This window comes from Paenibacillus sp. FSL M7-0896, from assembly GCF_037975415.1.
Lineage (GTDB): Bacteria > Bacillota > Bacilli > Paenibacillales > Paenibacillaceae > Paenibacillus_AQ > Paenibacillus_AQ silagei.
In genome coordinates this window covers 4,541,098-4,566,947 of sequence record NZ_CP150250.1, presented here as the reverse complement: position 1 = coordinate 4,566,947, position 25,850 = coordinate 4,541,098, and the positions used below count along the sequence as shown (strand labels likewise).

General features: G+C 53.4%; 24 protein-coding genes. 19 read left to right on the top strand and 5 right to left on the bottom strand.

The window, feature by feature from the left end:
* Positions 1–29: 29 nt before the first annotated feature.
* The gene (locus tag MKY12_RS19800) at positions 30–335 is read right to left on the bottom strand and encodes a hypothetical protein (protein WP_339310448.1); all 306 of its coding nucleotides are present in this window, start codon (positions 333–335) and stop codon (positions 30–32) included.
* Between the two features lie 304 nt (positions 336–639).
* On the opposite strand from MKY12_RS19800, the gene MKY12_RS19795 reads away from it, so the two are divergent.
* The 7 genes from MKY12_RS19795 (at position 640) to MKY12_RS19765 (ending at position 6,159) form a co-directional block, all read left to right on the top strand.
* The gene (locus tag MKY12_RS19795; RefSeq protein WP_209870146.1) at positions 640–1,650 is read left to right on the top strand and encodes an acyltransferase family protein; all 1,011 of its coding nucleotides are present in this window, start codon (positions 640–642) and stop codon (positions 1,648–1,650) included.
* 89 nt (positions 1,651–1,739) lie between these two features.
* Positions 1,740–2,165, top strand: coding sequence for a hypothetical protein (locus MKY12_RS19790; RefSeq protein WP_339310445.1), 426 nt, complete (start codon positions 1,740–1,742; stop codon positions 2,163–2,165).
* Between the two features lie 161 nt (positions 2,166–2,326).
* Complete coding sequence (locus MKY12_RS19785; RefSeq protein ID WP_339310443.1) at positions 2,327–3,535, top strand: D-alanyl-D-alanine carboxypeptidase family protein; 1,209 nt, start codon at positions 2,327–2,329, stop codon at positions 3,533–3,535.
* A 172-nt stretch (positions 3,536–3,707) separates the two neighbouring features.
* On the top strand, positions 3,708–4,061 hold the full coding sequence (gene spoIIAA, locus MKY12_RS19780) for an anti-sigma F factor antagonist (RefSeq protein ID WP_036727462.1): 354 nt from the start codon (positions 3,708–3,710) through the stop codon (positions 4,059–4,061).
* Positions 4,058–4,513 (top strand): anti-sigma F factor, encoded by a 456-nt coding sequence (spoIIAB, locus tag MKY12_RS19775; RefSeq protein ID WP_036727460.1) that lies wholly within the window; start codon positions 4,058–4,060, stop codon positions 4,511–4,513. The genes spoIIAA and spoIIAB overlap by 4 nt, the downstream gene beginning before the upstream one ends.
* Positions 4,514–4,524: 11 nt before the next feature.
* Entirely contained in the window at positions 4,525–5,280 is a 756-nt protein-coding gene (gene sigF, locus MKY12_RS19770) for an RNA polymerase sporulation sigma factor SigF (protein ID WP_036727459.1), read from the top strand.
* Positions 5,281–5,619: 339 nt separating this feature from the next.
* Positions 5,620–6,159 (top strand): RNA 2'-phosphotransferase, encoded by a 540-nt coding sequence (locus MKY12_RS19765; protein ID WP_339310442.1) that lies wholly within the window; start codon positions 5,620–5,622, stop codon positions 6,157–6,159.
* Between the two features lie 104 nt (positions 6,160–6,263).
* Here MKY12_RS19765 and MKY12_RS19760 read toward each other — a convergent pair whose 3' ends face one another.
* A complete protein-coding gene (locus MKY12_RS19760; RefSeq protein WP_339310440.1) occupies positions 6,264–8,435 on the bottom strand; it encodes a YDG domain-containing protein in 2,172 nt (723 codons plus the stop codon).
* Between the two features lie 286 nt (positions 8,436–8,721).
* On the opposite strand from MKY12_RS19760, the gene MKY12_RS19755 reads away from it, so the two are divergent.
* The 12 genes from MKY12_RS19755 to MKY12_RS19700 all read left to right on the top strand — a co-directional run bounded on the left by MKY12_RS19755 (position 8,722) and on the right by MKY12_RS19700 (position 22,621).
* Entirely contained in the window at positions 8,722–10,317 is a 1,596-nt protein-coding gene (locus MKY12_RS19755) for a sigma-70 family RNA polymerase sigma factor (protein WP_339310438.1), read from the top strand.
* A 144-nt stretch (positions 10,318–10,461) separates the two neighbouring features.
* Positions 10,462–11,190 carry a metallophosphoesterase family protein gene (locus tag MKY12_RS19750; RefSeq protein ID WP_339310436.1) on the top strand — a complete coding sequence of 243 codons (729 nt, stop codon included), beginning with the start codon at positions 10,462–10,464 and terminating at the stop codon, positions 11,188–11,190.
* Positions 11,191–11,277: 87 nt separating this feature from the next.
* Complete coding sequence (locus tag MKY12_RS19745; RefSeq protein WP_339310434.1) at positions 11,278–11,886, top strand: TetR/AcrR family transcriptional regulator C-terminal domain-containing protein; 609 nt, start codon at positions 11,278–11,280, stop codon at positions 11,884–11,886.
* Between the two features lie 130 nt (positions 11,887–12,016).
* Positions 12,017–13,711 carry an oleate hydratase gene (locus MKY12_RS19740; RefSeq protein WP_339310432.1) on the top strand — a complete coding sequence of 565 codons (1,695 nt, stop codon included), beginning with the start codon at positions 12,017–12,019 and terminating at the stop codon, positions 13,709–13,711.
* 123 nt (positions 13,712–13,834) lie between these two features.
* The gene (locus MKY12_RS19735) at positions 13,835–14,146 is read left to right on the top strand and encodes a hypothetical protein (protein ID WP_036727449.1); all 312 of its coding nucleotides are present in this window, start codon (positions 13,835–13,837) and stop codon (positions 14,144–14,146) included.
* Positions 14,147–14,348: 202 nt separating this feature from the next.
* Complete coding sequence (locus MKY12_RS19730) at positions 14,349–15,263, top strand: phosphotransferase (protein ID WP_339310430.1); 915 nt, start codon at positions 14,349–14,351, stop codon at positions 15,261–15,263.
* Between the two features lie 154 nt (positions 15,264–15,417).
* Entirely contained in the window at positions 15,418–16,476 is a 1,059-nt protein-coding gene (locus MKY12_RS19725) for an iron ABC transporter permease (protein ID WP_339310428.1), read from the top strand.
* 2 nt (positions 16,477–16,478) lie between these two features.
* Positions 16,479–17,513, top strand: coding sequence for an iron ABC transporter permease (locus MKY12_RS19720; RefSeq protein ID WP_339310426.1), 1,035 nt, complete (start codon positions 16,479–16,481; stop codon positions 17,511–17,513).
* Between the two features lie 27 nt (positions 17,514–17,540).
* A complete protein-coding gene (locus tag MKY12_RS19715; RefSeq protein ID WP_036727441.1) occupies positions 17,541–18,581 on the top strand; it encodes an NAD(P)/FAD-dependent oxidoreductase in 1,041 nt (346 codons plus the stop codon).
* Positions 18,582–18,760: 179 nt separating this feature from the next.
* Entirely contained in the window at positions 18,761–20,293 is a 1,533-nt protein-coding gene (locus MKY12_RS19710; protein ID WP_339310424.1) for a spore germination protein, read from the top strand.
* Positions 20,283–21,488: a Ger(x)C family spore germination protein gene (locus MKY12_RS19705; RefSeq protein ID WP_339310422.1), complete on the top strand. Its 1,206-nt coding sequence runs from the start codon at positions 20,283–20,285 to the stop codon at positions 21,486–21,488. The genes MKY12_RS19710 and MKY12_RS19705 overlap by 11 nt, the downstream gene beginning before the upstream one ends.
* A 35-nt stretch (positions 21,489–21,523) precedes the next feature.
* Positions 21,524–22,621, top strand: coding sequence for a GerAB/ArcD/ProY family transporter (locus MKY12_RS19700; RefSeq protein WP_339310421.1), 1,098 nt, complete (start codon positions 21,524–21,526; stop codon positions 22,619–22,621).
* A 5-nt stretch (positions 22,622–22,626) separates the two neighbouring features.
* On the opposite strand, the gene MKY12_RS19695 is transcribed toward MKY12_RS19700, so the two are convergent.
* From MKY12_RS19695 to MKY12_RS19685, 3 genes are all read right to left on the bottom strand, one after another.
* On the bottom strand, positions 22,627–22,860 hold the full coding sequence (locus MKY12_RS19695) for a hypothetical protein (RefSeq protein ID WP_209870112.1): 234 nt from the start codon (positions 22,858–22,860) through the stop codon (positions 22,627–22,629).
* Positions 22,861–23,003: 143 nt separating this feature from the next.
* A complete protein-coding gene (locus MKY12_RS19690) occupies positions 23,004–23,816 on the bottom strand; it encodes an ABC transporter substrate-binding protein (RefSeq protein WP_339310420.1) in 813 nt (270 codons plus the stop codon).
* A gap of 315 nt (positions 23,817–24,131) precedes the next feature.
* Complete coding sequence (locus tag MKY12_RS19685) at positions 24,132–25,718, bottom strand: AraC family transcriptional regulator (RefSeq protein WP_339310418.1); 1,587 nt, start codon at positions 25,716–25,718, stop codon at positions 24,132–24,134.
* Between the last annotated feature and the right edge of the window lie 132 nt (positions 25,719–25,850).

Genomic DNA, 25,850 nt, shown 5'->3' with positions numbered 1-25,850 from the left:
CTAAGTACTCAGCGCTCCCCACCTTCCAATCAACACTCCTGGTACTCATTAATCAGCGCCTCCAGTACAACTAAATCTGCCCAAATTGAAAAACCGATTACAATTGGCGGCGTGAAAGCGCGTGGTCCAAATGTAATCGGAAAACCGACCACATTCGGAGCTGCGGAGTTGCGTGGGTCCAATGTAATCGGAAAACCGACCACATTCGGCGCTGCGGAGTTGCGTGGGTCCAATGTAATCGGAAAACCGACCACATTCGGAGCTGCGGAGTTGAGTGGGTCCAATGTAATCGGAAAACCGACCACATTCGGCGCTGCCGAGTTACGTGGGTCCAAATGTAATCGGAAAACCGATCACATTCGGCATCCCGCCTCCTACTTCCCCGCACCATACCAGACGCTTTTCCTGCCTGCTACGTCACCGGCAACACCGCCGGACTTTAGCCCTATTTATTACCCGGATGGGACAACGTCCCCCGTCTAGGCAGAATGACTTATTTTTGCAGAGTTTGCTCCGTTGTTAAGTGAATATTCTTTCAGAAATAACGCTGAAATATTTCATTGAAATTTGAAAAGAAAAATAAACCCTTCTATAATTGTATTAAATTAAAACTGATTTGGGAGGAGATGGGAGGATAACGTGAACAAACCACGACAATTATGGATTGATGCCGCCAAGGGATTCAGTATTATTTTTGTAGTAATGGGCCACTCCGGCGATGCGGCAGCGAATCATTATCTGTCCTGGTTCCGGATGCCTTTGTTCTTCATGCTTAGCGGACTTGTATTTAAGCCGGTTGAACCCGGGCGGTATTTGGGCTGGGCGGTCAAACGGACCAAGGGGCTGATGACTCCCTATTTTGCCTACGGACTCCTGATTGCTTCCGTACTGCTGCTGTTCAACTTCAGTATACGAGGGTTCGCCGAGAATGTAGCGAGACTGCTCTACGGGGGATTGTCGCTCACGGGCCCTTACGGGGTGTTCTGGTTCATCACCTGCCTGCTGTTCACACAGTTGCTCTTCGGATACATTGTCCGTTATTCCCGCCGCACGCAATTTCTCCTGATCGCTTCTGCTTATCTCCTGTCACATCTCATCTCCCTGACCGCGCTCAGGAACTTCAATCTTCCCTGGAATGCAGATGTGTCCCTGCTCGCCATTACTTATTATGCGATCGGATTCTACGGCAAACAGGTGATCCCTGCGCTCATCCGCCGCTATTCGGCGCTGCCGGTGCTGCTTCCGTTATGTGCTCTTGTGCTGCTGCTAGAGCGGACCGGTGTCCTTCAATACAGCCTGAATATGAAATACAAGGAGTATACTTCGCTGCTGCTCGATCTGGCCGTGCCGCTGCTTATCTCATTGACTATTTGCGCCGCTGTGTACCGTCTCTCGAAGCTTGTTCCGCTGGACTGGATGGGCAGCCTGGGACGTAACTCCATTGCGATCATGTACCTGCATTTGCCTTTGAATTACGGGCTCAAATACCTCCTCGGGACGGATTACGGGCTGTTGCCCTTTACGCTGATCGGAGTGGGGGTGCCGCTGCTGGCCGCCAATTGGGCGGTACGCTCTCCTCTATTGTCCAGACTGTATCTCGGGCATAAGGGCGGCAGCCGTCCGGCAGTGAATTATAGCAACGCACGTTAATAAATAGGTGGGACTAGTAATAGAAATGCACAAGCTCTTTTTCATATCTTTCATATACTTTAGTAGAATATGAAAAGGAGTGATAACGCATGGCCAAAACACTTTTGGATTATAACGCATCCGTAGTTACACCTATTACTAACGGGGTCTCCATCCCCGTTCCTATTTCTCCGGCTGGTATACAGATTGCAGGAACATCGGTGTATATCGATCCCGCAGTTCCAGGACATTTCCCCAATAAGGTGGAACTGAAAGCCACCATCGGCGTGGATGTTACGCTGGATACGCCCAATGTGCTGGTCCGCATCTGGCGGGCAGGTACAGAAATCTTTTACGCTCGGACAGAGCTGGAGGAGAATTTCAATGACGACGGTATTATTTCGCTGCATATGGTAGATGTCAACGTTCCGGCCGGGGTCCAGAACTATCAGCTGATTGTAGAGAACCAGGATGTCGGCTCCGTTGCTACAGTGGTGGGACCTGTAATTTTCAGCGCTTTGGCTATCGGTGGCTAGGCTATCATAGCAGTACCGGAAAGGGGCTTTCTCAAGGATCTGTGAAGATACCGGGGGAAGCCCTTTTTTTTGTGCGTGAAATGGAATAATTTCCTGCGATTCTGACGAAACTGGAACACAGTACCTGTGAAATGAAGGTTAAGTTCAGGAGGGGAACCATTGTGAGGAAAATTCGTTATGTTACGCTTGTGCTGTGCATTGCTGTATCGGTTCTGGGAGGCGCTACCGGAGCCTGGGCCGAGGAAAAAGCCAAAGGCACCGCAAATTCCGGCAATGCCGGAGGGGCGGCTGCTACGCTTGCGCCAGGGGCGCGTTCTGCCATTCTGATGGATGCCAGCACGGGCACGGTCATCTATGAGAAGAACAGCCATGATAAACTTCCGCCGGCCAGTATTACCAAGATTATGACCATGCTGCTGACGGTGGAGGCGCTGGACGAGGGCAAACTGCAGCTGACCGACAAGGTGCGGACCAGCGAGTATGCGGCATCGATGGGCGGTTCACAGATTTTTCTGGAGCCGGGTGAGGAAATGACGGTTGACGATATGCTGAAGGGTATCGCGATGGCGTCCGGCAATGATGCTTCCGTAGCTATGGCGGAGAAAATCGCCGGCTCGGAGAGCGCCTTCGTCGATCTCATGAACCAGAAGGCGCAGGACCTGGGTCTGAAGGATACTCATTTCGCCAACTGCAACGGCCTGCCGGCTGCGAATCATTATTCCTCCGCGCATGATATTGCCGTCATTAGCCGGGAGCTGCTGAAACATGAGCAGATTATCAAATACACCGGCTCTTATCAGGATTACCTGCGCAAGGATTCCACCAAGCCGTTCTGGCTGGTGAACACCAACAAGCTGGTGCGGTTCTACACGGGGGCTGATGGGCTGAAGACGGGATATACGTCCGAAGCGAAATTCTGCCTGTCGGCGACGGCGGCCAGAGACGGCCTGCGCGCTGTAGCAGTGGTGCTGGGCGAGCCGAACACCAAGACCCGCAACAGCGAGGTCTCGGCGATGTTCGACTACCTCTTTTCCCAATATAAACTGCATACGATTCACAAGGAAGGCGACACCATCGGCACGGTGAGGATTGAGAAGGGCGTGAAGTCGCAGCTCCCGCTGGTGGCGAAGGAAGACTATAGTGTCCTGCTCCGCAAAGGAGTAACCCAGGAGGGTATCCGCCATGAGCTGGTGCTGAATGAGCAGGTGAAGGCTCCGGTGGCCGAAGGCCAGACGGTCGGCAAGCTGGTAGTCTACCAGGGGAACGATGTATTGAAGGAATACGAGTTGAAGGCAGGCGAAACGGTAGCCAAGGCGGGCTGGTGGAAGCTGTTCAAGCGGGCAACGGGCGCTATGTTTACGAATGATTAATTTCTTGCATTTTGTAGATTGAACCGGGGGCTTTGTGTAAGTTCTTAGGGGTTTTCTTCTAGTTTTGTCGTGAGGCAGGAATCCTCAATTGCGGTGTAGAAACCTTGTCCTTGTAGGGGAAAGAAATAGTTACAGGGCGGTTGTCCAAGCAACGAAGAGGAGAGTGGCAAGCATGAATTCTCATGTGGAGATGGAGCATCACCGGGGTGTGCTGATTGTCCGGTTGTCCGGGGAACTGGACCATCACGCAGCCGATTATGTACGTATGGATATGGATGAAGCGATTATGCGGGGCCAGGTGGAGCATCTGATCCTGAGTCTGAAGGAGCTGCAGTTCATGGACAGCTCGGGTCTCGGAGTGATTCTGGGGCGGTACAAGCTGATCCGCAGTAAGGGCGGCAAAATGGCAGTCTGCGATGCCACAGCGCCTGTGAAGCGCCTGCTGGAAATGTCGGGCCTGTTCAAAATCATGCCCCTATATGACGACGAGAGCGCTGCACTCTCGGATTTGGAGGTCGCGTTATGACTAGTAGCGAAGCTCGTAACTTCATGAGTGTCCAGTTTGCTGCGCTGTCGGAGAATGAATCGTTCGCGCGTGTGGTAGTGGCTGCCTTTGTCTCCCGGCTCGACCCGACGATGGAGGAGCTGAATGACTTGAAGACGGTAGTCTCGGAGGCTGTCACCAATTGTATCATTCACGGTTATGACAGTGATCCCGCAGGTGTTGTCAGCATATCCGCTTCCCTTGAGAATGAGACCGTGCATCTGACGATTGAGGATAAGGGCCGGGGCATTGAGGATCTGGAGCTGGCCCAGCAGCCGCTGTATACCTCGAAGCCGGAGCTGGAGCGGTCAGGTATGGGCTTCACCATTATGGAGAATTTCATGGATGAATTCGAGGTTATCAGCGAACCGGGACGCGGAACCTCAATCTCCATGAAGAAAACCATCGTCTCGAAAAAAGCTTTATACAATTAGGGGTTGGAGCCATGGATGCAGAATCAAAAAAAGCTCCGCCGACCTATTTGGACGATGCGGAGGTCAAACGTCTAATCGCGCTCAGTCAAGCCGGGGACCATACGGCCCGCGACACGCTGGTCAACTGCAATATCCGCCTCGTCTGGTCGGTGGTGCAGCGGTTTATGAACCGCGGATATGAACCGGATGATTTGTTCCAGATCGGCTGTATCGGACTGCTGAAGTCCGTTGATAAATTCGACCTCAGCTATGAGGTCAAGTTCTCCACCTATGCGGTGCCGATGATTATCGGCGAGATCCAGCGGTTCCTCCGCGATGACGGCACGCTCAAGGTCAGCCGCTCGCTGAAGGAGATGGCCAACAAGGTGCGCAAGATGAAGGATGAGATGTCCAAAACGCTCGACCGCCTCCCGACCATCGGTGAAGTGGCCGAAGCGCTGGGCGTCACGCCCGAAGAAATCGTCTTCGCCCAGGAAGCCAACAAGCCGCCGACTTCGATCCACGAGACCGTCTTCGAGAACGACGGCGATCCGATCACGCTGATCGACCAGATCGCCGACGAGTCGCAGGAGCGCTGGTTCGACAAGCTGGCCTTGAACGAGGCCATCGGTGCGCTAACCGAGCGCGAGCGTCTGATCGTGTATCTGCGCTATTACCGCGATCAGACCCAGTCGGAAGTCGCCAGCCGCCTCGGCATCTCGCAGGTGCAGGTGTCGAGGCTGGAGAAGAAGATCCTCGCGAACATCCGCGAGCAGATTGCGCAGTAGCGGTGGAAGTTACAGCGCGTCTCGGCTGATACTGCCGCAGCTCAGTAAGTTCGATACAGCAGTCGAGTTAGCTGTGGTGCTTAGCAAGAGTTAAGTATGTGATGTACAGTGACGGGTGCAAGGGGGCCGCCCCCTAGAGGGGCGGCTTTTTGCGTGCGCTCAAAGTGAGACCATGCACCCCACTGCCGATTATTGTACTAACCGGACTCAGCCCCCCCGATGGTCTAGCGCATGGTTATACCGTAAGCTTCACATATGCTAAACTAGGCTAAACTCGTAACAATCGATGATTTTGAATACTGACAACAATGCTAAATGACTATGGAGGGCTAAACACAGGTGGATTATGCAAAGCTCAGCAAAGAGGTCTCCTACGCCCTGCGTCACGCACCGTGGGAATATGAACTGGAATTGGATGCACAGGGATGGGTGGATATCGAGCAACTGCTCCACTCGCTGCATCAGGACAAGAAGTGGGAATCGGTCGGTGCAGAGGATCTGGACAAGATGATCGCAGCATCGGATAAACAGCGGCATGAGCTTGCGGATGGCAGAATCAGGGCGCTGTATGGTCACTCTGTCCCGCAAAAAATAATCAAGCAAAATGAAACTCCGCCCCCCATTCTGTACCACGGTACAGCCAGGCAATGGGTGGAGACGATTCTGCACGAAGGACTGAAACCCATGAAGAGGCAGTATGTTCATTTCTCGGTGGATACGGATACAGCGAAGCTGGTGGGAGGACGAAAGGACTCAAGTCCTGTGATCTTAACCATCGATGCCGGGCGGGCCGCACAGGAAGGAATCAAGTTCTATCACGGAAATCATAATATCTGGCTCGCAGACTATATTCCGCCCGAATTCATTGCTAACTCGTAGCCTAGTTTATCCAACCCCAACCAATTACAACAAAAGCGCCCCAACCAGCCGGTTCACGGCTCGCGGGACGCTTTTATTCATACCATGTGTTCACAGATATCTTCTTAAGGCGCTACAATCACACCCGTGGAAATCATATAGTTCCCCGGTGCCGCATAGTTACCAGCATCGTCGCCGGATAAGGTGTAGACCACGGTGATAAGTTTGCCGCTGCCCGCAGCAGCATCGCTGTAGGTTGCGGTTGCACTGACGGTAACATCATCCCCCGGAATAACTCCGATCAGGGTACCTGGAGTGATCTGGGCCGATGTATTTCCATCGTAGGTCTTGGATTCTGTGATCACTGGTGCTGTAATGTCCAACTGTAAGGCGGTGATGATACCTGTGCTGATGGTATAGCTAACAGGTGGGAAATAGTTGCCTGCGTCTATACCTGTTAAAGTGTAGGAGATGGTGATGATTTTGTCCACACCCACGTTAGGAGTGTCATAGGTCCCGGCAGCATGCACGGTCACATCATCCCCGTCGATTATATCGGTTACCGCACCAACGATTACCGCTGCCGCAGTCGTTCCGTCATAGACTCTGGAGCGTGTGATCTGATCCCGGTCAATCTCGCCATTGGTGGTGATGTAGCTCACTGGTGCAATATAGTTGCCTGCATCTGCTCCGCTAAGTGTATAGACTACAGTTATGGTTTTGTTCGTCCCAATGGATGATGTGTCATAGTTGGCAACGGCGCTCACAGTGACATTTTCCCCGGGAACTACCCCTATAAGCTGTCCGGGAATCACCGCTGCTGCCGTGGTTCCGTCCTTGAACTTCGCCAAGGTCAAATTCGGAGCTTCGATGGTTAATGGATGGAGTGCGATGCTGCCCGTATTCACGATATAGGGAGCGGGTGCAAGATAGCTGGCTGCTTGTGCTCCGCTTAATGTATAGGTAACGGTTATCATCTTGTTCACCCCAAGCGCCGAGCTGCTGTAGGAAGCAGAGGCATGAACATTAACTGTGTCTCCGGCCAATACACCGGACAGCGAGCCCCCGGTTACTGCTGCAAGAGCATTGCCGTCATAGAGTTTGGATTCCGTCAGGGAGATTGGAAGCCCTATAGTCAGTTCAATCGCTCTAACCTCAATCGTGCTGGAAGGGGCCGAGATATTGCCGGAGCCATCTACAGCATACACAATATAATGACCGGCAGGCAGACCCTGCGTATTCAGCGGGGAATAGACGGAGGCGGTTACCGCCAGCTTTTTACCCAGAGCGGCATGAACAGAATCTTCCAGACCCGTTGTCGTTACGGCCACTGTGGAGGGGACCAGATACAAATAACCCGCTTCGTTGCTTGTTCCGTATACATTATCTCCTACAGTAACCGCTCCAAGGGTCACACTGGTAAGTAGAGGGGCTGACGTATCACCCGGATCAGGAGTAGGTGCTGGTGTAGGAACTGGTGTAGGAACTGGTGAAGGTGTAACTGCAGGTGTTGGTGTCGCTACTGGTGTAACTGTAGGCGCAGCCGTTGGGTCGGAAGGGACATAGGTGCTCCGAACCGGCGTAGGTGTAGCAGTTGGTGTGGATGTTGGACTAGCTGTCGGTGAGGCGGTTGCTGAGGATGTGCCTCCACCATTTACTGGAGTATTAGCCGGAGCCTCCTCAATAGCTTTGGTCCGTGTTAAGGATACTACTGCTTCCGCACGGGTAATTTCCCTGCCAGGTCTGAAGCTGTTATCTTCGGAGTAACCCTTCATGACTCCTGCGGCAGCCACGGCGTTGACAGAATCCAGTGCCCAGGCGGCAATATCCTTGGAATCGCTGAAAAGAGCGCCGGTCTGCGCGGCATCCAGCTTCAATAACCGGTTGATGATCACTGCGGCTTCCTGTCTGCTGATCGTCTTGCCGGTACCGATGGTACCATCTGAATATCCGCTGATATATCCGGCTTTCACGGCTTTGGCAACCTCGGTGTAGGCCCAGTTGCTTGTAGAGAGATCCTTATAGGCAACAGGTGCCGTCTCGGTGAATCCGAAGGCACGGTTGATGAGCGCCATGAACTCTGATCTTTTCAGACTATTGTCCGGTTTGAAGCTGCCGTCGGCGTATCCCTGAATGAGCCCTTTGTCAACCCAATCGGTAACTTCATTCTGTGCCCAGTGGCCTGTGATTCCAGTTAATTGAGGAGCTGCTGCGCCAAAAGCTGTTCCGGCAGAAGAATATAGTGCAGTTACTATCATTAGTGTAGAGAGAAAAAGCTTGCCCGGTGTATGATTCAATATTAAGCCTCCTGAAAGTGTATTGTCTTCGCTGATATAGGCCTTGGGTATCACTTAATATCCTCCGGGCAACAGTTTTGGCCTCCGAGCTTGGCTAAATGAAATAATAGTAACACATATCATTCGAAATTGATTTAAATAAATATAATCATTGCAAATTTAATTTACCAAAATATAAATCTAACACTGGTCAATACATTCTGCACCCTCTTTGTAACCTTTTCCTCCCGGACCGGCACTTATCATTAGAACACGATAAAAATACAGAAATGAGGTTTGCAGACGTATGCTGCATTGGATTGAAAAGGCGCAGAAGGGCGATGCCGAAGCCTTCCGGGAGCTTAGCGGGCATGTGCGGGGGATGGCTTACGTAGTGGCCTACGATATGCTCGGGGATGTGCAGCTTGCGGAAGACGCGGTACAGGAAGCCTTGCTGGAGGCGTATATGAACCTTGCCAGCCTGCAGGAGCCTGCGGCGTTTCCGGGATGGTTCAAAACCATTGTGGTCAGACAGTGTCACCGGCTGCTGCGGCGTAAGCGTCAAGCCCTGCTGCCTCTGGAGGCGGCGGTGCATGTCGCGGGCTCTTCTCCAGGGGTTGCGGAGATTGCCGAACATAGAGAATGGACGCAGGTGCTCCACAGGTCAGTGTCGGAATTGTCTGCCAAGCTGCGGGTACCGCTGCAATTGTTCTACTTCTACGGGTACTCGCTTCAGGAGATTTCCGTGTATCTGGACCTTTCCGTTGCTACGCTGAAGAAAAGGCTGTATGACGGCAGACGCAAGCTGAAGGGGGCATTGCCTGTTGTCGATCTGGCGGCTGCATTTCATTTGTTACATGAGGGAGGACAGCGAATGCTGCATATTGTGAATGGTGACACGGTGGGAGACAAGCTGAAGCAGGGGATTGTCCAGGGGGAGGTGCTGGTGTGGAGAGAGATCTATTCGGCGGGGCCGATTTTCATAGATCCGGTGGCAGAGCAGAATCAGCAGCTGCGGGCTGAGGTGCTACAGGCCACGATGGGCATTCCGGCGGCTGAATATATGGAAGGCTGTGCGGAGCAGGAGCGGAGGATTAGCGGATTCCGTCAGTATGATGAGGTGGTGCTGTGGTTCGAGCATGATCTGTTCGACCAGAGTATGCTGGCCTATCTATTACACTGGTTCAATGGGCAAAAGCTGGGCAACACGAAGCTGAGCCTGCTCTGCATCGGAGAATTCCCCGGGATTGAGCTGTTCCATGGTCTGGGACAGCTGACGGAAGCTCAGCTGAGTACCCTGCCGGGAACCTGGCGGAATATCGGCCGCAAGGAGCTGCAGCTGGGAAGCCTGCTGTGGGAGGCTTATGCCGCTGCCGATCCCCGGAAGCTCGCAGACCTGCTTGCGGCGAAGCGGGAGGAGCTGGCGGGGGGCGCACTTGCTTTTGCCTATGACGCCTTCATGGCCCATCTCTCCCGCCTGCCTTCCGTAGAGAATGGTCTCGGGATCGTCGAACAGACCACCCTTCAAGCCGTGGCTAATGGAATGGACACGCCGCTTAAGCTGTTCCGGCAGGTGACGGATGAGCTGCACCGGCTTGGCATGGGCGATACGGAATACTGGAAGATCCTGCGCACACTGACAGCCGGGGAGAAGCCTCTGATTGAGATCGATGGTGTAGCAGAGCTAACAGATTACAGGGAAGTACCGGAATTCCTGCATCGCAGCGTTACGCTGACTGGATGGGGAGAGCAGGTGTTGGCCGGAGCAGCCGACCGGCTACAGCTGCAAAGTATCGATGAATGGTACGGCGGCCTGCATCTGGAGGGGCATGACGCCCTCTGGCGCTGGGACCGTGCTGCGGAACGGCCTGTACAGCACCCGCCATCCGCGCGGATGGAATAGAATGTAACCAGGAGGTTTCCCTGCTAAGCTGAACGCTTGGCGGGTGAACCTCTTTTTTATGCCTATATGCCTATATAGTATAATAAATACTCCAGGTCAAGACAGTTACAAGTGAAGAAGGAGGAGAGCGGCATCAGAACATTAGTGATCAGTGACATTCACGGCTGTATAGAGGAATTCAGCCTGCTGCTCCGCCGGGCGGAGTATAACCCATCCAAGGATCAATTGATCCTGCTGGGCGATTATGTAGACAGAGGGCCGGACAGCAGGGCGGTCGTGGAACAGGTGAAGCGGCTTGCCGAGGCAGAGGGGGTTATTGTGCTGCGGGGCAACCATGATCAGATGGCCTGCGATGCGCTGGCGGGAGAGGATGATAAGCGGGATACCCACTGGATAACCAATGGGGGCTTCCACACCCTGCTGAGCTATTGCGGAGGCAGGGATTCGGTCCTGCTGCACCCGGATTCAGGCTGGAAGGATTATACGGAGATGAAGCGGTTCATGCGTACGGAGTATGAGGAGCATCTGGATTTCCTGGGTTCGCTGCCTTACTACTATGAGACGGAGACCCATCTGTTCGTTCATGCGGGTATTGATCCTTCCCTTGCCGATTGGCGGACGCAGCGGGAGTATGATTTTATCTGGATTCGGGAGCCTTTCTACAATCATCCTGTAACTTCTACGGAGAAGACGGTCGTCTTCGGCCATACCTCTACGGTAGATCTGCAGGACGGGGCAGGCGTCTGGTTCAGTCCGCTGGGCGACAAAATAGGCATCGACGGCGGCTGTGTGTACGGGGAGCAGTTGAACTGCCTTGAGATTAGCGAAGCGGGATACAAGACCTATGCAGTCCGGCTGGGGGAGCGGGAGTAACAAGAGCTACGGAGCAGGCGGGATGAAAACAAACTTCCAATTGGTTATAATTGGAATATCAAATCCAAGCGCTCACAGGAGGCAGAGATGTCCAATTCACTCTTAACGAAGAACGCGTTAGCCCGGTCTCTGAAGAAGCTTATGCTCACCAAGCCCCTGAACAAAATAACGATCCAGCAGCTCACAGCGGATTGCGGGGTGACCCGCCATACATTTTATAATCATTTTCAGGATATCTATGAGCTGCTCGGCTGGATCTACAAGTCAGAAGTGATTGAAGGACTGGACCAATACTGCTGCTGGGCGGGCTGGAAGCAAGGATTCTTAAGCGTTCTGCGTTACACCGTAAATAACAAAACCATCTGTCTGAATACCTTCCATTCGCTGGGACGCGAGCATCTGGAGCAATTCCTGTACGGGGTAATTTACCGCGTCATGATCAGCGTAGTGGAGGAGCTGGACGGGCAGGCGTGGCCGGGACAGGAGCAGATTCCGGAGCCTGTGAGAATGCAGGCCAGACTAGATATAGCCGATTTCTACACGCTGGCCATCCTTGAACAGGTGATCCACTGGCTCAGAGCCGGGGCGAATACAGATCCGGCCGGAGTGGTGGACAAGGTATCACGGATTATGGACGGATGCATTGCCCGGGGGCTTGAGCATTATCAGTCTGCAGTTCATCCGGTGAAGTCATGACACAATATCGGGCGGATGTGTAATCCCTAGACAGTTGCGTCCGGCTGTCCATAGAATCCCTGGTTCACGGCGGTTATAGTGAAGGCAGTTAGCAGGCACTTATCCCCTGATCAAGGAAGGAAGAGGACACATGGGTACATATCAAAGAATTCATCCGCAGGTACAGGAAGGCATCGCTTCACGCAAGGCATATCTCGTCGGAGGAGGGATCGGCTCCCTGTCGGCGGCGGCATTTCTGATCCGTGACGGGCATATGCCCGGCCGGAATATTCATATTCTGGAGCAATCATCGATATACGGCGGTTCCATGGACGGGGCAGGCAATGCCAAGGACGGTTACAGCGCCCGGGGCGGACGCGAGATTGAAGAGCACTTCGAATGCTTCATGGAGCTGTTCGGCTTCATCCCTTCCCTGACCAATCCGGACCGGACAGTGCTGGATGAATTCCGGGAGCTGAACCTGGCTGAACCGATTGAATCGCATTGCCGTCTGGTCGAAAAGCAAGGCACCCCCGCCGACTTCTCATCGCTTGGACTCTCTACCGCACATGCGCTGCAATTAGGCAAGCTGACGCTGGCTACCGAAGAGAGACTGGGCACGGTGACGATTGAGCAGTTTTTTGACCCGAGCTTTCTGGAGACGAATTTCTGGTATTTCTGGCGCTCCATGTTCGCCTTCGAGAATTGGCATAGTGTGGTGGAGGTCAAGCGTTATATGGAGCGGTTCATGCACCTGATCTCGGGGATGAACCAGCTGAAAGGAATTTTGCACACCGAATACAACCAGTTCGACTCGCTGATCCTGCCGCTGATGAAATGGCTGGAACGTGAGGGCGTTCATTTTGACAAAGGGCATGAGGTTACGGATCTGGAGCTTAGTATCAACGGTGATGAGAAGGTTATAACCGCGATTCAGGTGCAGGTTAATGGTTCCCCGAAGACGATTCCGGTGACACGCGCGGATCTGGTCATGGTCACGAACGGCTCAATGACAGAGAATTCTACCCTTGGCGATCTGGACCACCCGGCGGTGCTGAACCGGTCCGTTACTGAACGCGGGTGCTGGAGCCTCTGGGAGAAGCTTGCTGCCAAATCCCCGGATTTCGGCCGCCCTGAAGTGTTCTGCGGGGATATCGACAAGTCCAAATGGCTGTCATTCACAATGACTTTTACCGATGATGAGATTGTATTCCCTTATCTGCTGGAACTGACGGGTGACGCTCCCGGCATGGGCGGTGTAGTTACGATCAAAGACTCCAGCTGGATGATGTCCTGGACCGCACCGAAGCAGCCTCACTTCATCAACCAGCCGGATAATGTGAAGGTGCTGTGGGCGTATGGCCTGTTCCCGGATGCCGAAGGCGACTATATCAAGAAAAAAATGAGCGACTGCACCGGACGCGAGCTGCTGGAGGAACTGTGCTACCATATGGGACTTGTTGACCGTATTCCCGAGATTCTGGAGCATACCACTAACGTCATCCCTTGTATGATGCCTTATATTACTGCACAGTTCATGCCGCGCGCTCTTGGTGACCGTCCGCAGGTCGTGCCGCAGGGCAGTGTGAATCTGGCTTTCCTCGGCCAGTTCGCCGAAGTCCCGGACGACTGCGTGTTCACGGTGGAGTATTCGGTCCGTTCCGCGATGATGGCTGTATATGAGCTTTTGAAGCTGGAAAAAGAAGTGATTCCCGTCCATCCGAGCAAATATGATGTCCGTGTGCTGCTGACCGCGCTCCGCACCTGCCTGGGCAACAAGCCGCTGCCGCTCGATAAGACACTTGGGGAGCTGCTGGCGGGAACGGTACTCTCGAAAATGGTCTAGAGACGAATACGAGGATTACACGAGGTAGCTGATTCCGCTGCCCAGGCATGCCAGGGGTCCGGCAGACATAGGATGGTAATAAGCAAGCGCTTAACCATTCAGTCACTGCAGGAGGAGAATAGTGTGAACGAGAGACTGGCGGCTGTTATTCTGCGGATTGATGCTATTGCTACAGATATTCTTGTACCGCTGCGCCGTAAGATCATTAATGAGGCGGCTCTGCTTCAGCTCTATGAGGCGCTGGATGAGACGTATGCTCTGATGGAGCATGAGCGGCAGATTGACCGGGAGCTCGCGGCCATCCTCTTCCTGCTCTATTCACAGCTGGTAACCCAATCCAATTATGTGTATGACAAAAGCCTCTTCGTGCCGCATATCGGCAAGCTGCAAGGGTACATCCGCAAAATATTCGGCGGTACGCTTCAGAATGTATAAAACTCAACTAACAGCCAATCTGACAGCCTATACTCCAGCTACATCTCTAACAGGATGGAGCCGGGAGGATAGGCTGTTTTTAAAAATATGGCTGTGTTAAAATTTGTTGAGCGATTGATGAAATTCAAGAGCAGAACTCTCGCGTACTTGGGCGTGGACGTATTCGGATAAGTAAAGTAAGGAACGAGGAGGCAGACAATTCATGGGAGGAACGAATGTATGGGATGCGGAGTGGGAGGTTAACGAAGAGCAGGCGCGGACGCTGATCGGAAGACAATTCCCTCAGCTGTCATCGAAGCAAGTGAAGCGATTGGGCTGGGGCTGGGACAATACGGTTTTTCTCATCGGTGACGAGTACGTGTTCCGGTTTCCAAGAAGAACGTTTGCAGTGGGCGCGATTCGTATGGAAGGGAAGCTGCTGCCGAAGCTGGAGGCATATTTGACCATTCCCTATCCGAAACCGTTGTTTTATGGCGAAGCAAGTGACGAATATCCGGCACCATTTCTTGGCTATTGCCACGTGCCGGGAGATTTCCCCATCGGTTTGACGGAAGAACGCCGGGCTTTATCGGCAGAGACGCTGGCGAGATTTTTGCGGAGATTACATGAGTTTCCGGTGCAGGCGGCGCTGAAGTGCGGAGTTCAGCAAGATCATCGAAGCTTGACGGACATAGCATCGCGCAAAGTGAAATTGGAGGGCTTTCTATCGAAGGTGGCTGAACACTTGTCGCCGGAGGAGTCCGGTGTGATCGAAGCGTATATTAACAGTCTGCAAAAGGACCGTGTCGAGGCGGTGAATGCACTGCTGCATGGCGATCTTCATTTCAAAAATATGCTTGTGAATGAGAACGGGATTGTCTCCGGCATCATTGATTGGGGCGATCTGAGCGTAGGCCATCCGGCTTGCGATTTGAGCGTTGCTTACAGCTTTTTACCACCTTTCGCCCGCGGCGTGTTTTTCGAAACGTATGGAGGAGCGGACGAGGAGACGAAGCTGCTGGCGCGGCTGATGGCGGTATACATCCCCATGCTGATCTTAATGCAAGCGGTCGATGACGGGAATGAAGCGATTGCGGCAGAGGCGAAATCCAACATCATGCGGGCACTGTCGGATTAGGCTCATTATTTCGTTACGGCCGATAGCAATAAACCGCCTTTTCAACGAAGGCGGTTTTCTTATTTTTATTTTGTCCATTGCCAAACCTTGACCGGTTCCTTTACAATATTGATAATGATAATGAGAATCAATTTCAAAGAAACAGGTGACATTCATGAATCAACAGGCAGTGTCCGGGAGCGGGCTGGATCAGAAGGCAAAGCGGCTGAAGCTGCGGTCCCGTCCCTGGGCGGCAACATTAATTCTTATTGGCGGTTTGATTGCGCTGGCGCTGGGTATCGCTATTTCCGTATCGTTCGGGGCCGCAGATATTAAGCTGTCGGTCGTATGGACCGCAGTCTTTCATTTCAATCCCGAACTTACCGAGCATCAGATCATCCGCGAGCTTAGGCTGCCGCGTGTGCTGGGCGGCGTAATGGTGGGAGCCAGCCTCGCTGTGGCAGGGGCTATTATGCAAGGGATGACCCGCAATCCGCTGGCGGATTCGGGACTGATGGGCATTAACTCTGGAGCAGGCTTTGCGCTGGCTGTCTGCTTTGCATTTTTTCCGGGATTGCCGTTCATGTATCTCATTCTCTATTCCTTCGTTGGCGCCGGAGCCGGAGCGGGAATTGTCTACGGTGTAGGCTCGCTGGCGAAGGGCGGACTAACCCCGGCCAGGCTCGTATTGGCAGGTGCTGCTCTCAGTGCGCTGCTCTCTGCGCTAAGCGAAGGCATCGCCCTTTATTTCCGCATCGGACAAGATCTCGCCTTTTGGTATGCCGGTGGTCTGGCAGGAACGAAATGGTTCCAGCTGCAGATCATGTCCCCATGGGTGATAGCGGCTATCCTGGGAGCCATCGCGCTGTCCCGTTCGATTACGATGCTCAGCCTGGGTGAGGATATTGCCAAGGGGCTGGGGCAGCGTACAGGACGGGTGAAATTGGCTGGTACGCTAATTGTCCTGATTCTGGCCGGAGCCTCGGTAGCTGTAGTGGGAGCTGTTGGGTTCGTCGGCCTGATCATCCCCCATCTGACGCGTTATCTGGTGGGTGTGGATTACCGCTGGATTATTCCCTGCTCTGCGGTGCTGGGTGCGCTGCTGGTGGTCGGGGGCGATCTGACGGCACGGATGATCAATCCGCCGCATGAAACGCCGGTGGGTGCGATTATAGCCCTGATTGGGGTACCGTTCTTCCTGTATCTGGCCCGAAAAGAAAGAAGGGAGCTGTAAAGATGCAGAGCCATAAGAGAATTTCTTCAGAAGATGCAAGGCGTAAGTATGGCCTGAGAGTGATCGGCGTGCTGGCCGTTCTGATTGTGATAATGTTCATTATAAGTATGAATACAGGATACATAAGACTTACTCCGCTTGAGCTGCTGGATACGCTGGCCGGCAAGGGGACGGAGAAGCAGGAGCTGATTCTGTTCCAGTTTCGCCTGCCGCGGATTGTCATTTCTTTGTTAATTGGTACCGCACTTGCCGTATCCGGCGCAGTGATGCAGGGGGTCTTCCGCAATGATCTGGCCGATCCGGGTATTCTCGGCATTAATGCCGGGGCCGGACTGATGGTCATGCTGCTGATCTCTTTCTATCCGACGACCTCGGCGGCACCGGTCTATCTGTTGCCTGTGGTTGCCTTTGCCGGGGCGGCCTGTACTGCTGCTCTGATCTACAGCCTCGCATACAAGCGGCATCAGGGCATTGCGCCGATCCGGCTGCTGCTTACCGGGGTCGCAGTGGCGGCAGGCATGAGCGCGGCGATGATCGTGCTGACGCTTCGCCTCGACCCGGACAAGTATCAGTTCGTTGCCACGTGGCTGGCGGGCAGCATCTGGGGCACAAGCTGGAAGTTTGTCTTATCCCTGCTGCCCTGGATCGTGATTCTCCTGCCTTATGTCATCTACAAGGCACGGGTGATGAATGTCCTTAATCTGGGCGAGCAGACAGCGACAGGACTCGGTGCTAATGTGAGCAGAGAGCAGTTCCGTCTGCTGGCAGCAGCGGTCGGCCTTGCGGCTTCCAGCGTAGCGGTCAGCGGAGGCATCGGCTTCGTCGGGCTGGTCGGCCCGCATCTGGCGCGGCGGCTGGTCGGACCGAAGCATCAGCTGATGCTGCCCGCCTCTGCGCTGATCGGCGCGCTGCTTGTCATTGCGGCGGATACGATCGGACGGCGGATTCTGCAGCCGTCCGAGATTCCTACCGGCATTGTGGTAGCTGTCATCGGTGCTCCATACTTTCTGTATCTTCTGGCCCGTACCAAATCTTAAATACAACCAGACCTTGGAGGGATATCAATGAACGAAGCAATGGAATTATACGATGTGACGATTATTGGCGGCGGCCCCGCAGGCATGTATACAGCGTTCTATAGCGGAATGAGGGATCTGAAGACTAAGCTGATTGAAGCGAAGGATGAGCTGGGCGGCAGAATGCTGATCTATCCTGAGAAGATGATCTGGGATGTCGGAGGAGTAACACCTATTCTCTGCCGCCAGTTAATTGATCAGCTGGCTGAGCAGGCGCGTACCTTCGATCCTACCCTTGTATTCGGACAGCAGATTGTTCACCAGGCCCGCCAGGAGGACGGAACGTATATCCTGACCTCAGCCACAGGCGAGCAGCACTGGACCCGTACCGTCATACTTACCATCGGATACGGTATTCTGCAGATGGCGAAGCTGGAGATTGAAGGCGCGGACCGCTATGAGGTGACGAATCTGCACTACACGGTACAGGAGCTGGAGCCTTTCCGCGGCAAGCGGGTGCTGATCTCGGGCGGCGGCGATTCCGCAGTGGACTGGGCGAATGAGCTGGAGGGGATTGCCGCCAGTGTAACTGTGGTCCACCGCCGGGAGCAGTTCGGCGGGCATGAGAAGAATATTGCCCGGATGAAGGCCTCCTCGGTGGATGTGCGCGTGCCTTGTGCGGTAAGCCAGCTGCACAGCAGTGACGGAGAGCAGATCGATCAGGTGACCGTCTGCCATATTCAGACCGGAGAGCATGAGCAGCTTGAGGTCGATGCCGTCATTGTCAACCACGGGCTGAGAAGCGACTTTGGTCCGCTTAAGGACTGGGGACTGGATATGGGAGAATGGTGTGCGAACGTCAGCGGTAAGCTGGAGACCAATCTGCCGGGTATCTTCGCTGCCGGAGATTTCGTGGATCATGAGAGCAAGGTACGGCTCATTGCCGGGACGTTCACGGATGCGGTGCTTGCCCTGAACAGCGCGAAGCTGTACATGGACCCTACCGCTGAGAAGGTGGCCTACGTCTCCTCCCATAATGACCGGTTCAAGGAGAAGAACAAGGCGCTTGGCGTAGTAGATAACCACTAGCATTCCTCCTTCAGAGATATCAGCCGGTGTACCGGCGCTATACCATAAGCTGTATCTGCACATGCTGTCCCTTACACGGATTATTCCGTACCGGGGGCAGCTTGTTCTGCTTTTACATATTCCATATGCTGTATAAAAAAAGGATAGCGGGCGAATAGTAAGAGCCAGGAGGTGCGGATATGGAGAATATAAATTCGCCGGTCTCCCCTAAGCTGGAAGACAACATCAGTACCATTCAAGCAAGGCTCGGGAACAGTCCCGATCTGGTTATACGCATCTATGAATTAATTAATAGAACAGCCCGTGTGGCTGCAATATATATCGCCGGCATTACCGACAGAGTGATGGTCGATGACTACATCTCGCATGTGATGTCCTTTCAAGCTCTGAATGACCGTGCGCGGCTTGCGGTAACCCCGGAGGAAGTCTACAGCTATATTAAAGAGAATGCCCTTAGTATCGGCAAGGAGAAGCTGGTTACAGATATTAACGGACTGCTGGAGGCGTTGCTCTCGGGCGATACGGTTATTCTGGTGAACGGAGTGGGGGGAGGCATCAGTGGAAGCACCTGCGGCGGGGAGTCCCGCGCGGTTACTGAGGCGGGCACCCAGGTCGCCATCCGCGGCTCCAAAGAAAGCTTCACGGAGACCATCAGCACGAATATTGCCCTGGTCCGCAAAATCATCAAGAACCCGGACCTCTGGACCGAAACCATGAAGCTGGGCGATGTGACCCACACCGATATCACGATTATGTATATCCGCGGCATTGCCGACGAAGAGACGATTCAGGCATTCAAGGATAAGCTTCAGGAGATTAAGGTCGATATGATTCTGGAGTCGGGATATATTGAGCAGATCGTGGAGGACAATAAATATTCCCCGTTCCCCACGATGTTCAATACAGAGCGCCCGGATAGTGTGGCGGGCAATCTGCTTGATGGACGGATTGCCATCTTCGTAGACGGTACTCCGTTTGTGCTGATTGCCCCGACTACCTTCTTCATGTTCTTTCATACGGTCGAGGATTATTATCAGCGGTATGATATCTCCTCTCTGATCCGGATGCTCCGCTTTGTGTGCCTGGTCATTTCAATGTATGGTCCGGCGATCTTCGTCGCGGCACTGAACTTCCATCAGGAGATGATTCCGACCCCGCTGCTGATCAATCTGGCGTCACAGCGGGAGGGGGTGCCGTTCCCTGCCTTTGTAGAAGCGGTTCTGATGGAGGTTACCTTCGAGATTATCCGGGAAGCAGGGGTCCGCATGCCTTCGCCGATCGGCCAGACCGTATCCATCATCGGCGGTCTGGTGCTTGGGACAGCGGCGGTTCAGGCAGGGATCGTCTCTCCGGCTATGGTTATCGTGGTCTCGCTCACAGGAATATCCAGTTTTGCTACACCGGCCTTCAACATGGCGCTCTCCATCCGCATGCTGCGGTTCATCATCATGGCGATTGCCGCATTTATGGGGCTGTATGGTATCGCTATATTTACTATTATGCTGATTGCCCATCTGTGCAGCCTGCGCTCACTCGGGGTTCCTTACATGACGCCCATCGGTCCCTTTGTTCCGGGGAATCTGAAGGATACCTTCATCCGCTCTCCCCAGAGCTTCACGAGGCTTAGAAAGCGGCTCGTCAACAACAGCAACCGCTCTTCAGCCTCTCCCGCAGGGAAAAGGGCCGCCGGGAGGAAATCCGATGAACGGTAAGGGACTGCTGCGTCTGATCGCTATAGCGGTGCTGGTCCTGCCGCTTGGCGGCTGCTGGAACAGCCGGGAATTGAACGAGCTGGCCGTTGTCAGCGGTATAGGGATGGATCTTGTTCCGGAGACCGATGAATACCGGGTCACCTTTCAATTGGTCAATCCGTCTTCCACATCGACGAGTACCTCTCCCGGGAGCGGCAAGCCTGCTGTAGTGGTGGTGTCAGCCACAGACAAAACGATGTTCGGCGCGTTGCGGCGGGCGTCAAAGCATGTGACCCGCCAGCTTTTTTTTGCCCACACCCAGCTTATTGTGCTTGGAGAGTCCTTGGCGCGGGATGGGATTAACGATATCTTCGACATCTTCGAGCGGTCCCATGAGCTGCGGCTCAATTCAGAAATACTGGTTGCCCGTGGCAGCGATGCCGCCTCTGTTATGAAGCTGCTGACCCCTGTAGAGAGTCTGCCGGCTCTGGGGCTGGTCAAAAAAGCGCAGAATACCTCCAGCGTCTGGGGGGAGAACCGGCCGATCAGTGTCTTCGATGTCATTCACGGCATTACAGGAGAAGGCGATCTGACGATCAATGCGGTGAAGATCAATGGAGATGCTGAAGAAGGGAAGAAGAAAAGTAATCTGGAGGGGTCTGAGACCCTGACCGAGACGGTGATGAGCGGGCTTGGGGTCTTCAGGCAGGGTAAGCTGCTCTATTGGATGAAGGACTCCGAAGCAAGGGGAACCGAGTGGCTGCTTAACCAGATAGAAGAAACAGTGCTGGATATTGATGCAGATGATAAAAAAGAGTCCGTTGCCGTCAATATCATCTACTCCAGAACGGAGGTAAAGACCGCGATTGAGAATGGTATTCCGGTCTTTCATGTGACGATTGCAGAGGAAGGGAGCGTCAATGAAACGGACAGCTTCGTGGATCTCAGCAAGCGGGAAGAGATCATGAAGCTTGAACAAGAGCTGGAGAAGAAGACGAGGACTGAAGTGATGCAGGCTTTTCATAAGGGACAACAGCTGGAGAGCGATATTTTCAATTTCGGCAATGAGCTGAAGCGGACGAATCCGCAGGAATGGGCGGCGCTGGACGGGGACTGGGGCCGGATCTTCGCGGAGGGGAAGCTGGACCTCAAGATCAAGGCTTACATCCGCAGTACAGGCATGAGTCTGAAACCTTATATCCCCGAAGGTAAATAATTGGCTTAACCGCAGAAATCAGGTGATTGATGTTTATGAAAAAAGAAATGATCGGCCCCAATCAACTGCTTGCCTTGATCATTCTGTTTGAGCTGGGAACCGCCGTGCTTGTACCTATTGGCCTGGAGAGCGGACATGCAGTCTGGCTCGCCATTCTGATTGCCCTTCCCGGGGGCATTGTGCTGTATCTGGTGTTCGCACATCTCTATCTCCAATTCCCGAACCAGATCATAAGCGGGTATACGCGTTCTATTCTCGGGCCATGGCTGGGCTGGCCGGTAAGTCTGCTGTTCCTGCCGGTGCTTCTCTATAACGGCTCCAGAAATCTGCGGGAAGCGGGTGATCTGCTGATCTCGGCCTCCTATGACAAAACCCCGATTCTGATCATTAATTCAATCATGATTATTGCAGTGATGTATATCCTGAGCAAAGGGATAGAAGTGTTCGCGAGGACTGCCGAGATTGTCCTGTGGATCGTGATCATTATGGGGTGCATTTGTATTATTGCTGTAATCTCAGCCGGGCTGGTGGAGTATAAGAATCTGTTTCCGCTTCATATGAATGATTACAAGCAAGCCTTGAAATCAGCCTATCCCAGCATCCTGATCTTTCCGTTCGGCGAACTGATGTGCTTCACTACCATTCTGCCCCACTTCAATAAATCCCTGAAAATTAAGAAGACCGGAATCGCAGCAATCATTGTCAGCGCCTGTCTGCTCAGCTTCACGCATGCAATCGAAATGTCTGTGCTTGGCGAGAACCTGTACAGCCGTACCGCCTTTCCCATGTTTACGACCATTACCCTTGTGAACATGGCCAATTTCATTCAACGGCTGGATGCCCTGGTTATGCTTACACTGATTATCGGGGCGTTCTTTAAGCTGACCGTCTACTGTTATGCTGCTGTTGCGATTGCCAACGATCTTTTCAAGGTAAACGATACAAGCAGGCTGGTTATTCCGGCAGGCGTGATTATGCTGTTCAGCTCTTTTGTCAGCGCGCAGAATTATTCGGAGCATATGAATGACGGGAAGACTTTTTTGCAGACGATTCTGCCAGTATTCTGTGCGGTGATTCCAATCCTGCTGCTGCTGATTCATCTTGTCCGGCGCAAGTTCGGATTGTACCGTTAGAAGAATTAAGACGGTTTCCGGCGGGATTGACGCTTCTTAGAGACATGGACGGCTACCTGAACGAACGGGAGAAGCAGGAAGATTGTGATACATATGGCTTCCTGTAGTGTGGTTGTAGCAAAGATGGTCGAGAGCGAATGAATGGATGCACGCAGGCTGATGCCGGACATCACATCAATGATGACTATTAACGTAAGCGTAAGAACAGCTAACAGGACATAGATACTGATAATCTTCATGGAGGTCTCCTTGTGCACCGCAAGAATAATTCACCGGTTCCGGTTCGGCGGGCTACAGATATTATCTCCGAGTAATGGATAGGGTAAACGCCAAAAGCTGCCGGAAGCCATTCAAGGCTCCGGGCAGCTTATTCATGACTCCATTATTGTTGTACCCCGGTCAGCCAATCGGCCAGCTCCTCCGTCTGGGCCAGAACGGCAATCGGATCATAGTACCAGGAGCGCTCTTCTTTCCATACGTAGATCTTCCCGTTCTTGACTGCCGGCAGGCTGCCCCAGATCGGGTCTGCCTGGAAGTCTTGAGCAGCCCAGGTATTATCGGTGATGACCAGATAATCACCAGCATATTTGCCGAGGGTCTCAGCGGATAATTCTGCCCATTGCTTCTCCATAATTTCAGCAGCCACTCCAGCCGGCGGCTTGCGCCCAAGCGCCTGATAAATAGGCTGTCCTCCGCGTCCGAAGTTATCCCCATAGACCCAGGTGGACTTGTCTGCATGCTCCAGAATACTGAAGGTGGCCCCGGCAGGAATGGCTGCATCCACACGGGCCTTGGCGTCAGCAATACGCTTATCGTAATCAGCCAGCCAGGCTGCTGCTTCCTGCTCCTTGCCCAGCAGCTTACCAAAATAGGTCAGCTCTTCATGCGCATTCTTCAAATCGCCATATGGCACAATGACCGTTGGGGCAATCTGACTGAGCGCCGCATAGCTGTCTGCATTGCCGGAGATAATCAAGTCGGGATTCAGCGCGATGATATTCTCCGGTGACATTTTACCGTATGTGCCGGTATCTGCGACTCCTGTGAGGAATTCTTTGTAATACATATTCTCCAGGGTAAGCCCGGGCGCACCGACCGGTATCGTATCCAGGGCAATCAAGCTGCCCAGATATTCCTCGGCAACAATCCGCTTCGGTGCTGCCGGCACCTCAATATCTCCATTCACAGTTGTCACAGTATGGAAGGCGGGAGCTGCGGTTGCAGCAGCCTTCTCTGGCTGAGTGGAGGAAGCGGGTGTGCCGGTAGCCTTAGCTGAAGCAGCACCATTGCTGCTATTAGAAGAGTTGTTTCCACAAGCGGAGACGATAAGAGTCAATGCCAGAAGCAAAGACAGGACCATCCAAGCTTTCGGGTGAATGCGGCGAGAACGTAAATACGGGATTTTCAAGATGCAGCCTCCTTAATGTAGAACGATTATCATTCTCAATAACACTTTACAGAGTTTGCTATGATTAGACTATGGCTGAATGTGATGTCCGGCTATGTAAATTTATGATGTCAGCGCCTGCACCAGGACCTTCAGCTGAGCCTCGGAGGAGAGCGGGTCGAACCCGTAGAACATGCCAGGCTGATTCAGGTAATAGATTCTTCCGCCTGGAGAGTCATCGATATGATATTGCTGTACAGGGTGAAGAAAGCTCTGCAGCGGCTCGAGCGCTTCAGCAGCCTCCCTACTAGAGGTAATGAAGATATGGTCAGCGGGGGAGCGGGCGATGTTATGGAAAGCAATCTCCAGATAGCCCTTATCCAGCAGTCCCTCGGCAACGAGGCCAAGCGGCGGGCGGAAACCAAGATCATGATACAGAATCTGCGTCCCGCGCCCGTAGCTGCTGCTGAAGCAGTAGGCCGTCTCTGCGCCAAGCTCCAGGACCATGGCGGTTCCACGGTCACCGATCCGCCGGTCCAGCAGCTGATTAGCCTGGTAACAATGCCAGTCATAGAGGCTTAGCCAGGCCTCAGCCTGCGGCTGACGCCCAGTCACCTCGGCAATCAGCCGGAATTGCTCCCGCCAGTCCATTTGCATGAAGGGAATCTCAATTACCGGTGCGACGGACAGGAGCTGCTTGCTCTTGTCAGGCAAGGAGTAGCTGATAATGACATCCGGCCGGGCTGACGACAGACGTTCGTATAGACCTGCGGAGCCGATTCCTTCATCCAGCAGCTTCCTGGAGGGAACGGGCTGCATGCTCTCCATCCAGGACGAATAGACTCCCAGCCGGGGAACGACTTCGAGCGCATGGAGGCTGGCCGTATGATTGAAGTTCAGCGAGACTACGGATTTGCTCTTACGGTGATAGGCTGAAGGCGAAATTCCTACCACCTGCTTGAATTTGCGGCTCAAATAGGTTCCTTCGCTATAACCAACCTCAAGCGCCAGCGTACTCAGATTCGGGGCTCCTGTAAGGATACGCTGCTGGGCCTTACGGATGCGCAGCAGCGTTATATATTGGTTGAAGGTCTGCCCGGTGAATCTGCGGAAGGCACGGGAGAAATGCTCCGGGGTCACTCCGGCAAGTCCGGCCGCCTGTTCTCTCGTCAAATCTTCATTATAATTAGACTCTATATGATGTAGTACACGGTCAATCCACTGAGCCTGCGGTTCTTTGTACTCGGCAGCACTATTATGCAGCTCAGTGAGCAGCTCTGTGAACAGAGCTTGTAAGGCAAATGGCGTGCGCTGCTCCGGCTGGTTCCAGCTGCTAAGAAGCTGCACAGCAAGCGTGCTTACCTGGGGAGGGCAGCTTCGGACCGGCAGATCATGGTTCAGCGGGCTGAAGGGCCGGCTGTTGCCGGAGATCACCGCATATTCGATCCACACACCCTGCAGCTTATGGCTGCGGGGCAGCCTGATATCCACCGGACTGTCACTGCACAAGGTATGACCGCCGGATAGACGGATACGTTCTCCATGTAGCTCGATGACTCCGCTTCCGCCGGTGACTACTACCAGGAATGAGGTGAAGGCGGGAATGGGATTTTCCCGGTCAAAGGTAGCCTTATCCAGTGCCGTTACATGTACCGGAATATAAAAGCTATGAGGAGTAGGCAATGAACTGCCGGCATTTCGCGTCTGCATGTTACAAGTCACTCTTTTCTTGGATGATAATCATTCTCAGTAATAGTATAACAGTCTTTCCTGCTATTGACGATCCTCGAATCGAAAGGTAAAGTTTAGGGTCAGAGACAAGCAGGGTATAGTTGTATTAGA

Bases quoted from the DNA above. Each gene is read 5' to 3' on its own strand.
- sigF (WP_036727459.1), top strand. From the start codon at position 4,525: ATGGATGCAGAATCAAAAAAAGCTCCGCCGACCTATTTGGACGATGCG.
- MKY12_RS19685 (WP_339310418.1), bottom strand. From the start codon at position 25,718: ATGCAGACGCGAAATGCCGGCAGTTCATTGCCTACTCCTCATAGCTTT.
- MKY12_RS19715 (WP_036727441.1), top strand. From the start codon at position 17,541: ATGAACGAAGCAATGGAATTATACGATGTGACGATTATTGGCGGCGGC.
- MKY12_RS19740 (WP_339310432.1), top strand. From the start codon at position 12,017: ATGGGTACATATCAAAGAATTCATCCGCAGGTACAGGAAGGCATCGCT.
- MKY12_RS19695 (WP_209870112.1), bottom strand. From the start codon at position 22,860: ATGAAGATTATCAGTATCTATGTCCTGTTAGCTGTTCTTACGCTTACG.
- MKY12_RS19745 (WP_339310434.1), top strand. From the start codon at position 11,278: ATGTCCAATTCACTCTTAACGAAGAACGCGTTAGCCCGGTCTCTGAAG.
- MKY12_RS19700 (WP_339310421.1), top strand. From the start codon at position 21,524: ATGAAAAAAGAAATGATCGGCCCCAATCAACTGCTTGCCTTGATCATT.
- MKY12_RS19710 (WP_339310424.1), top strand. From the start codon at position 18,761: ATGGAGAATATAAATTCGCCGGTCTCCCCTAAGCTGGAAGACAACATC.
- MKY12_RS19705 (WP_339310422.1), top strand. From the start codon at position 20,283: ATGAACGGTAAGGGACTGCTGCGTCTGATCGCTATAGCGGTGCTGGTC.
- MKY12_RS19725 (WP_339310428.1), top strand. From the start codon at position 15,418: ATGAATCAACAGGCAGTGTCCGGGAGCGGGCTGGATCAGAAGGCAAAG.
- MKY12_RS19730 (WP_339310430.1), top strand. From the start codon at position 14,349: ATGGGAGGAACGAATGTATGGGATGCGGAGTGGGAGGTTAACGAAGAG.
- spoIIAA (WP_036727462.1), top strand. From the start codon at position 3,708: ATGAATTCTCATGTGGAGATGGAGCATCACCGGGGTGTGCTGATTGTC.
- spoIIAB (WP_036727460.1), top strand. From the start codon at position 4,058: ATGACTAGTAGCGAAGCTCGTAACTTCATGAGTGTCCAGTTTGCTGCG.
- MKY12_RS19755 (WP_339310438.1), top strand. From the start codon at position 8,722: ATGCTGCATTGGATTGAAAAGGCGCAGAAGGGCGATGCCGAAGCCTTC.
- MKY12_RS19720 (WP_339310426.1), top strand. From the start codon at position 16,479: ATGCAGAGCCATAAGAGAATTTCTTCAGAAGATGCAAGGCGTAAGTAT.
- MKY12_RS19790 (WP_339310445.1), top strand. From the start codon at position 1,740: ATGGCCAAAACACTTTTGGATTATAACGCATCCGTAGTTACACCTATT.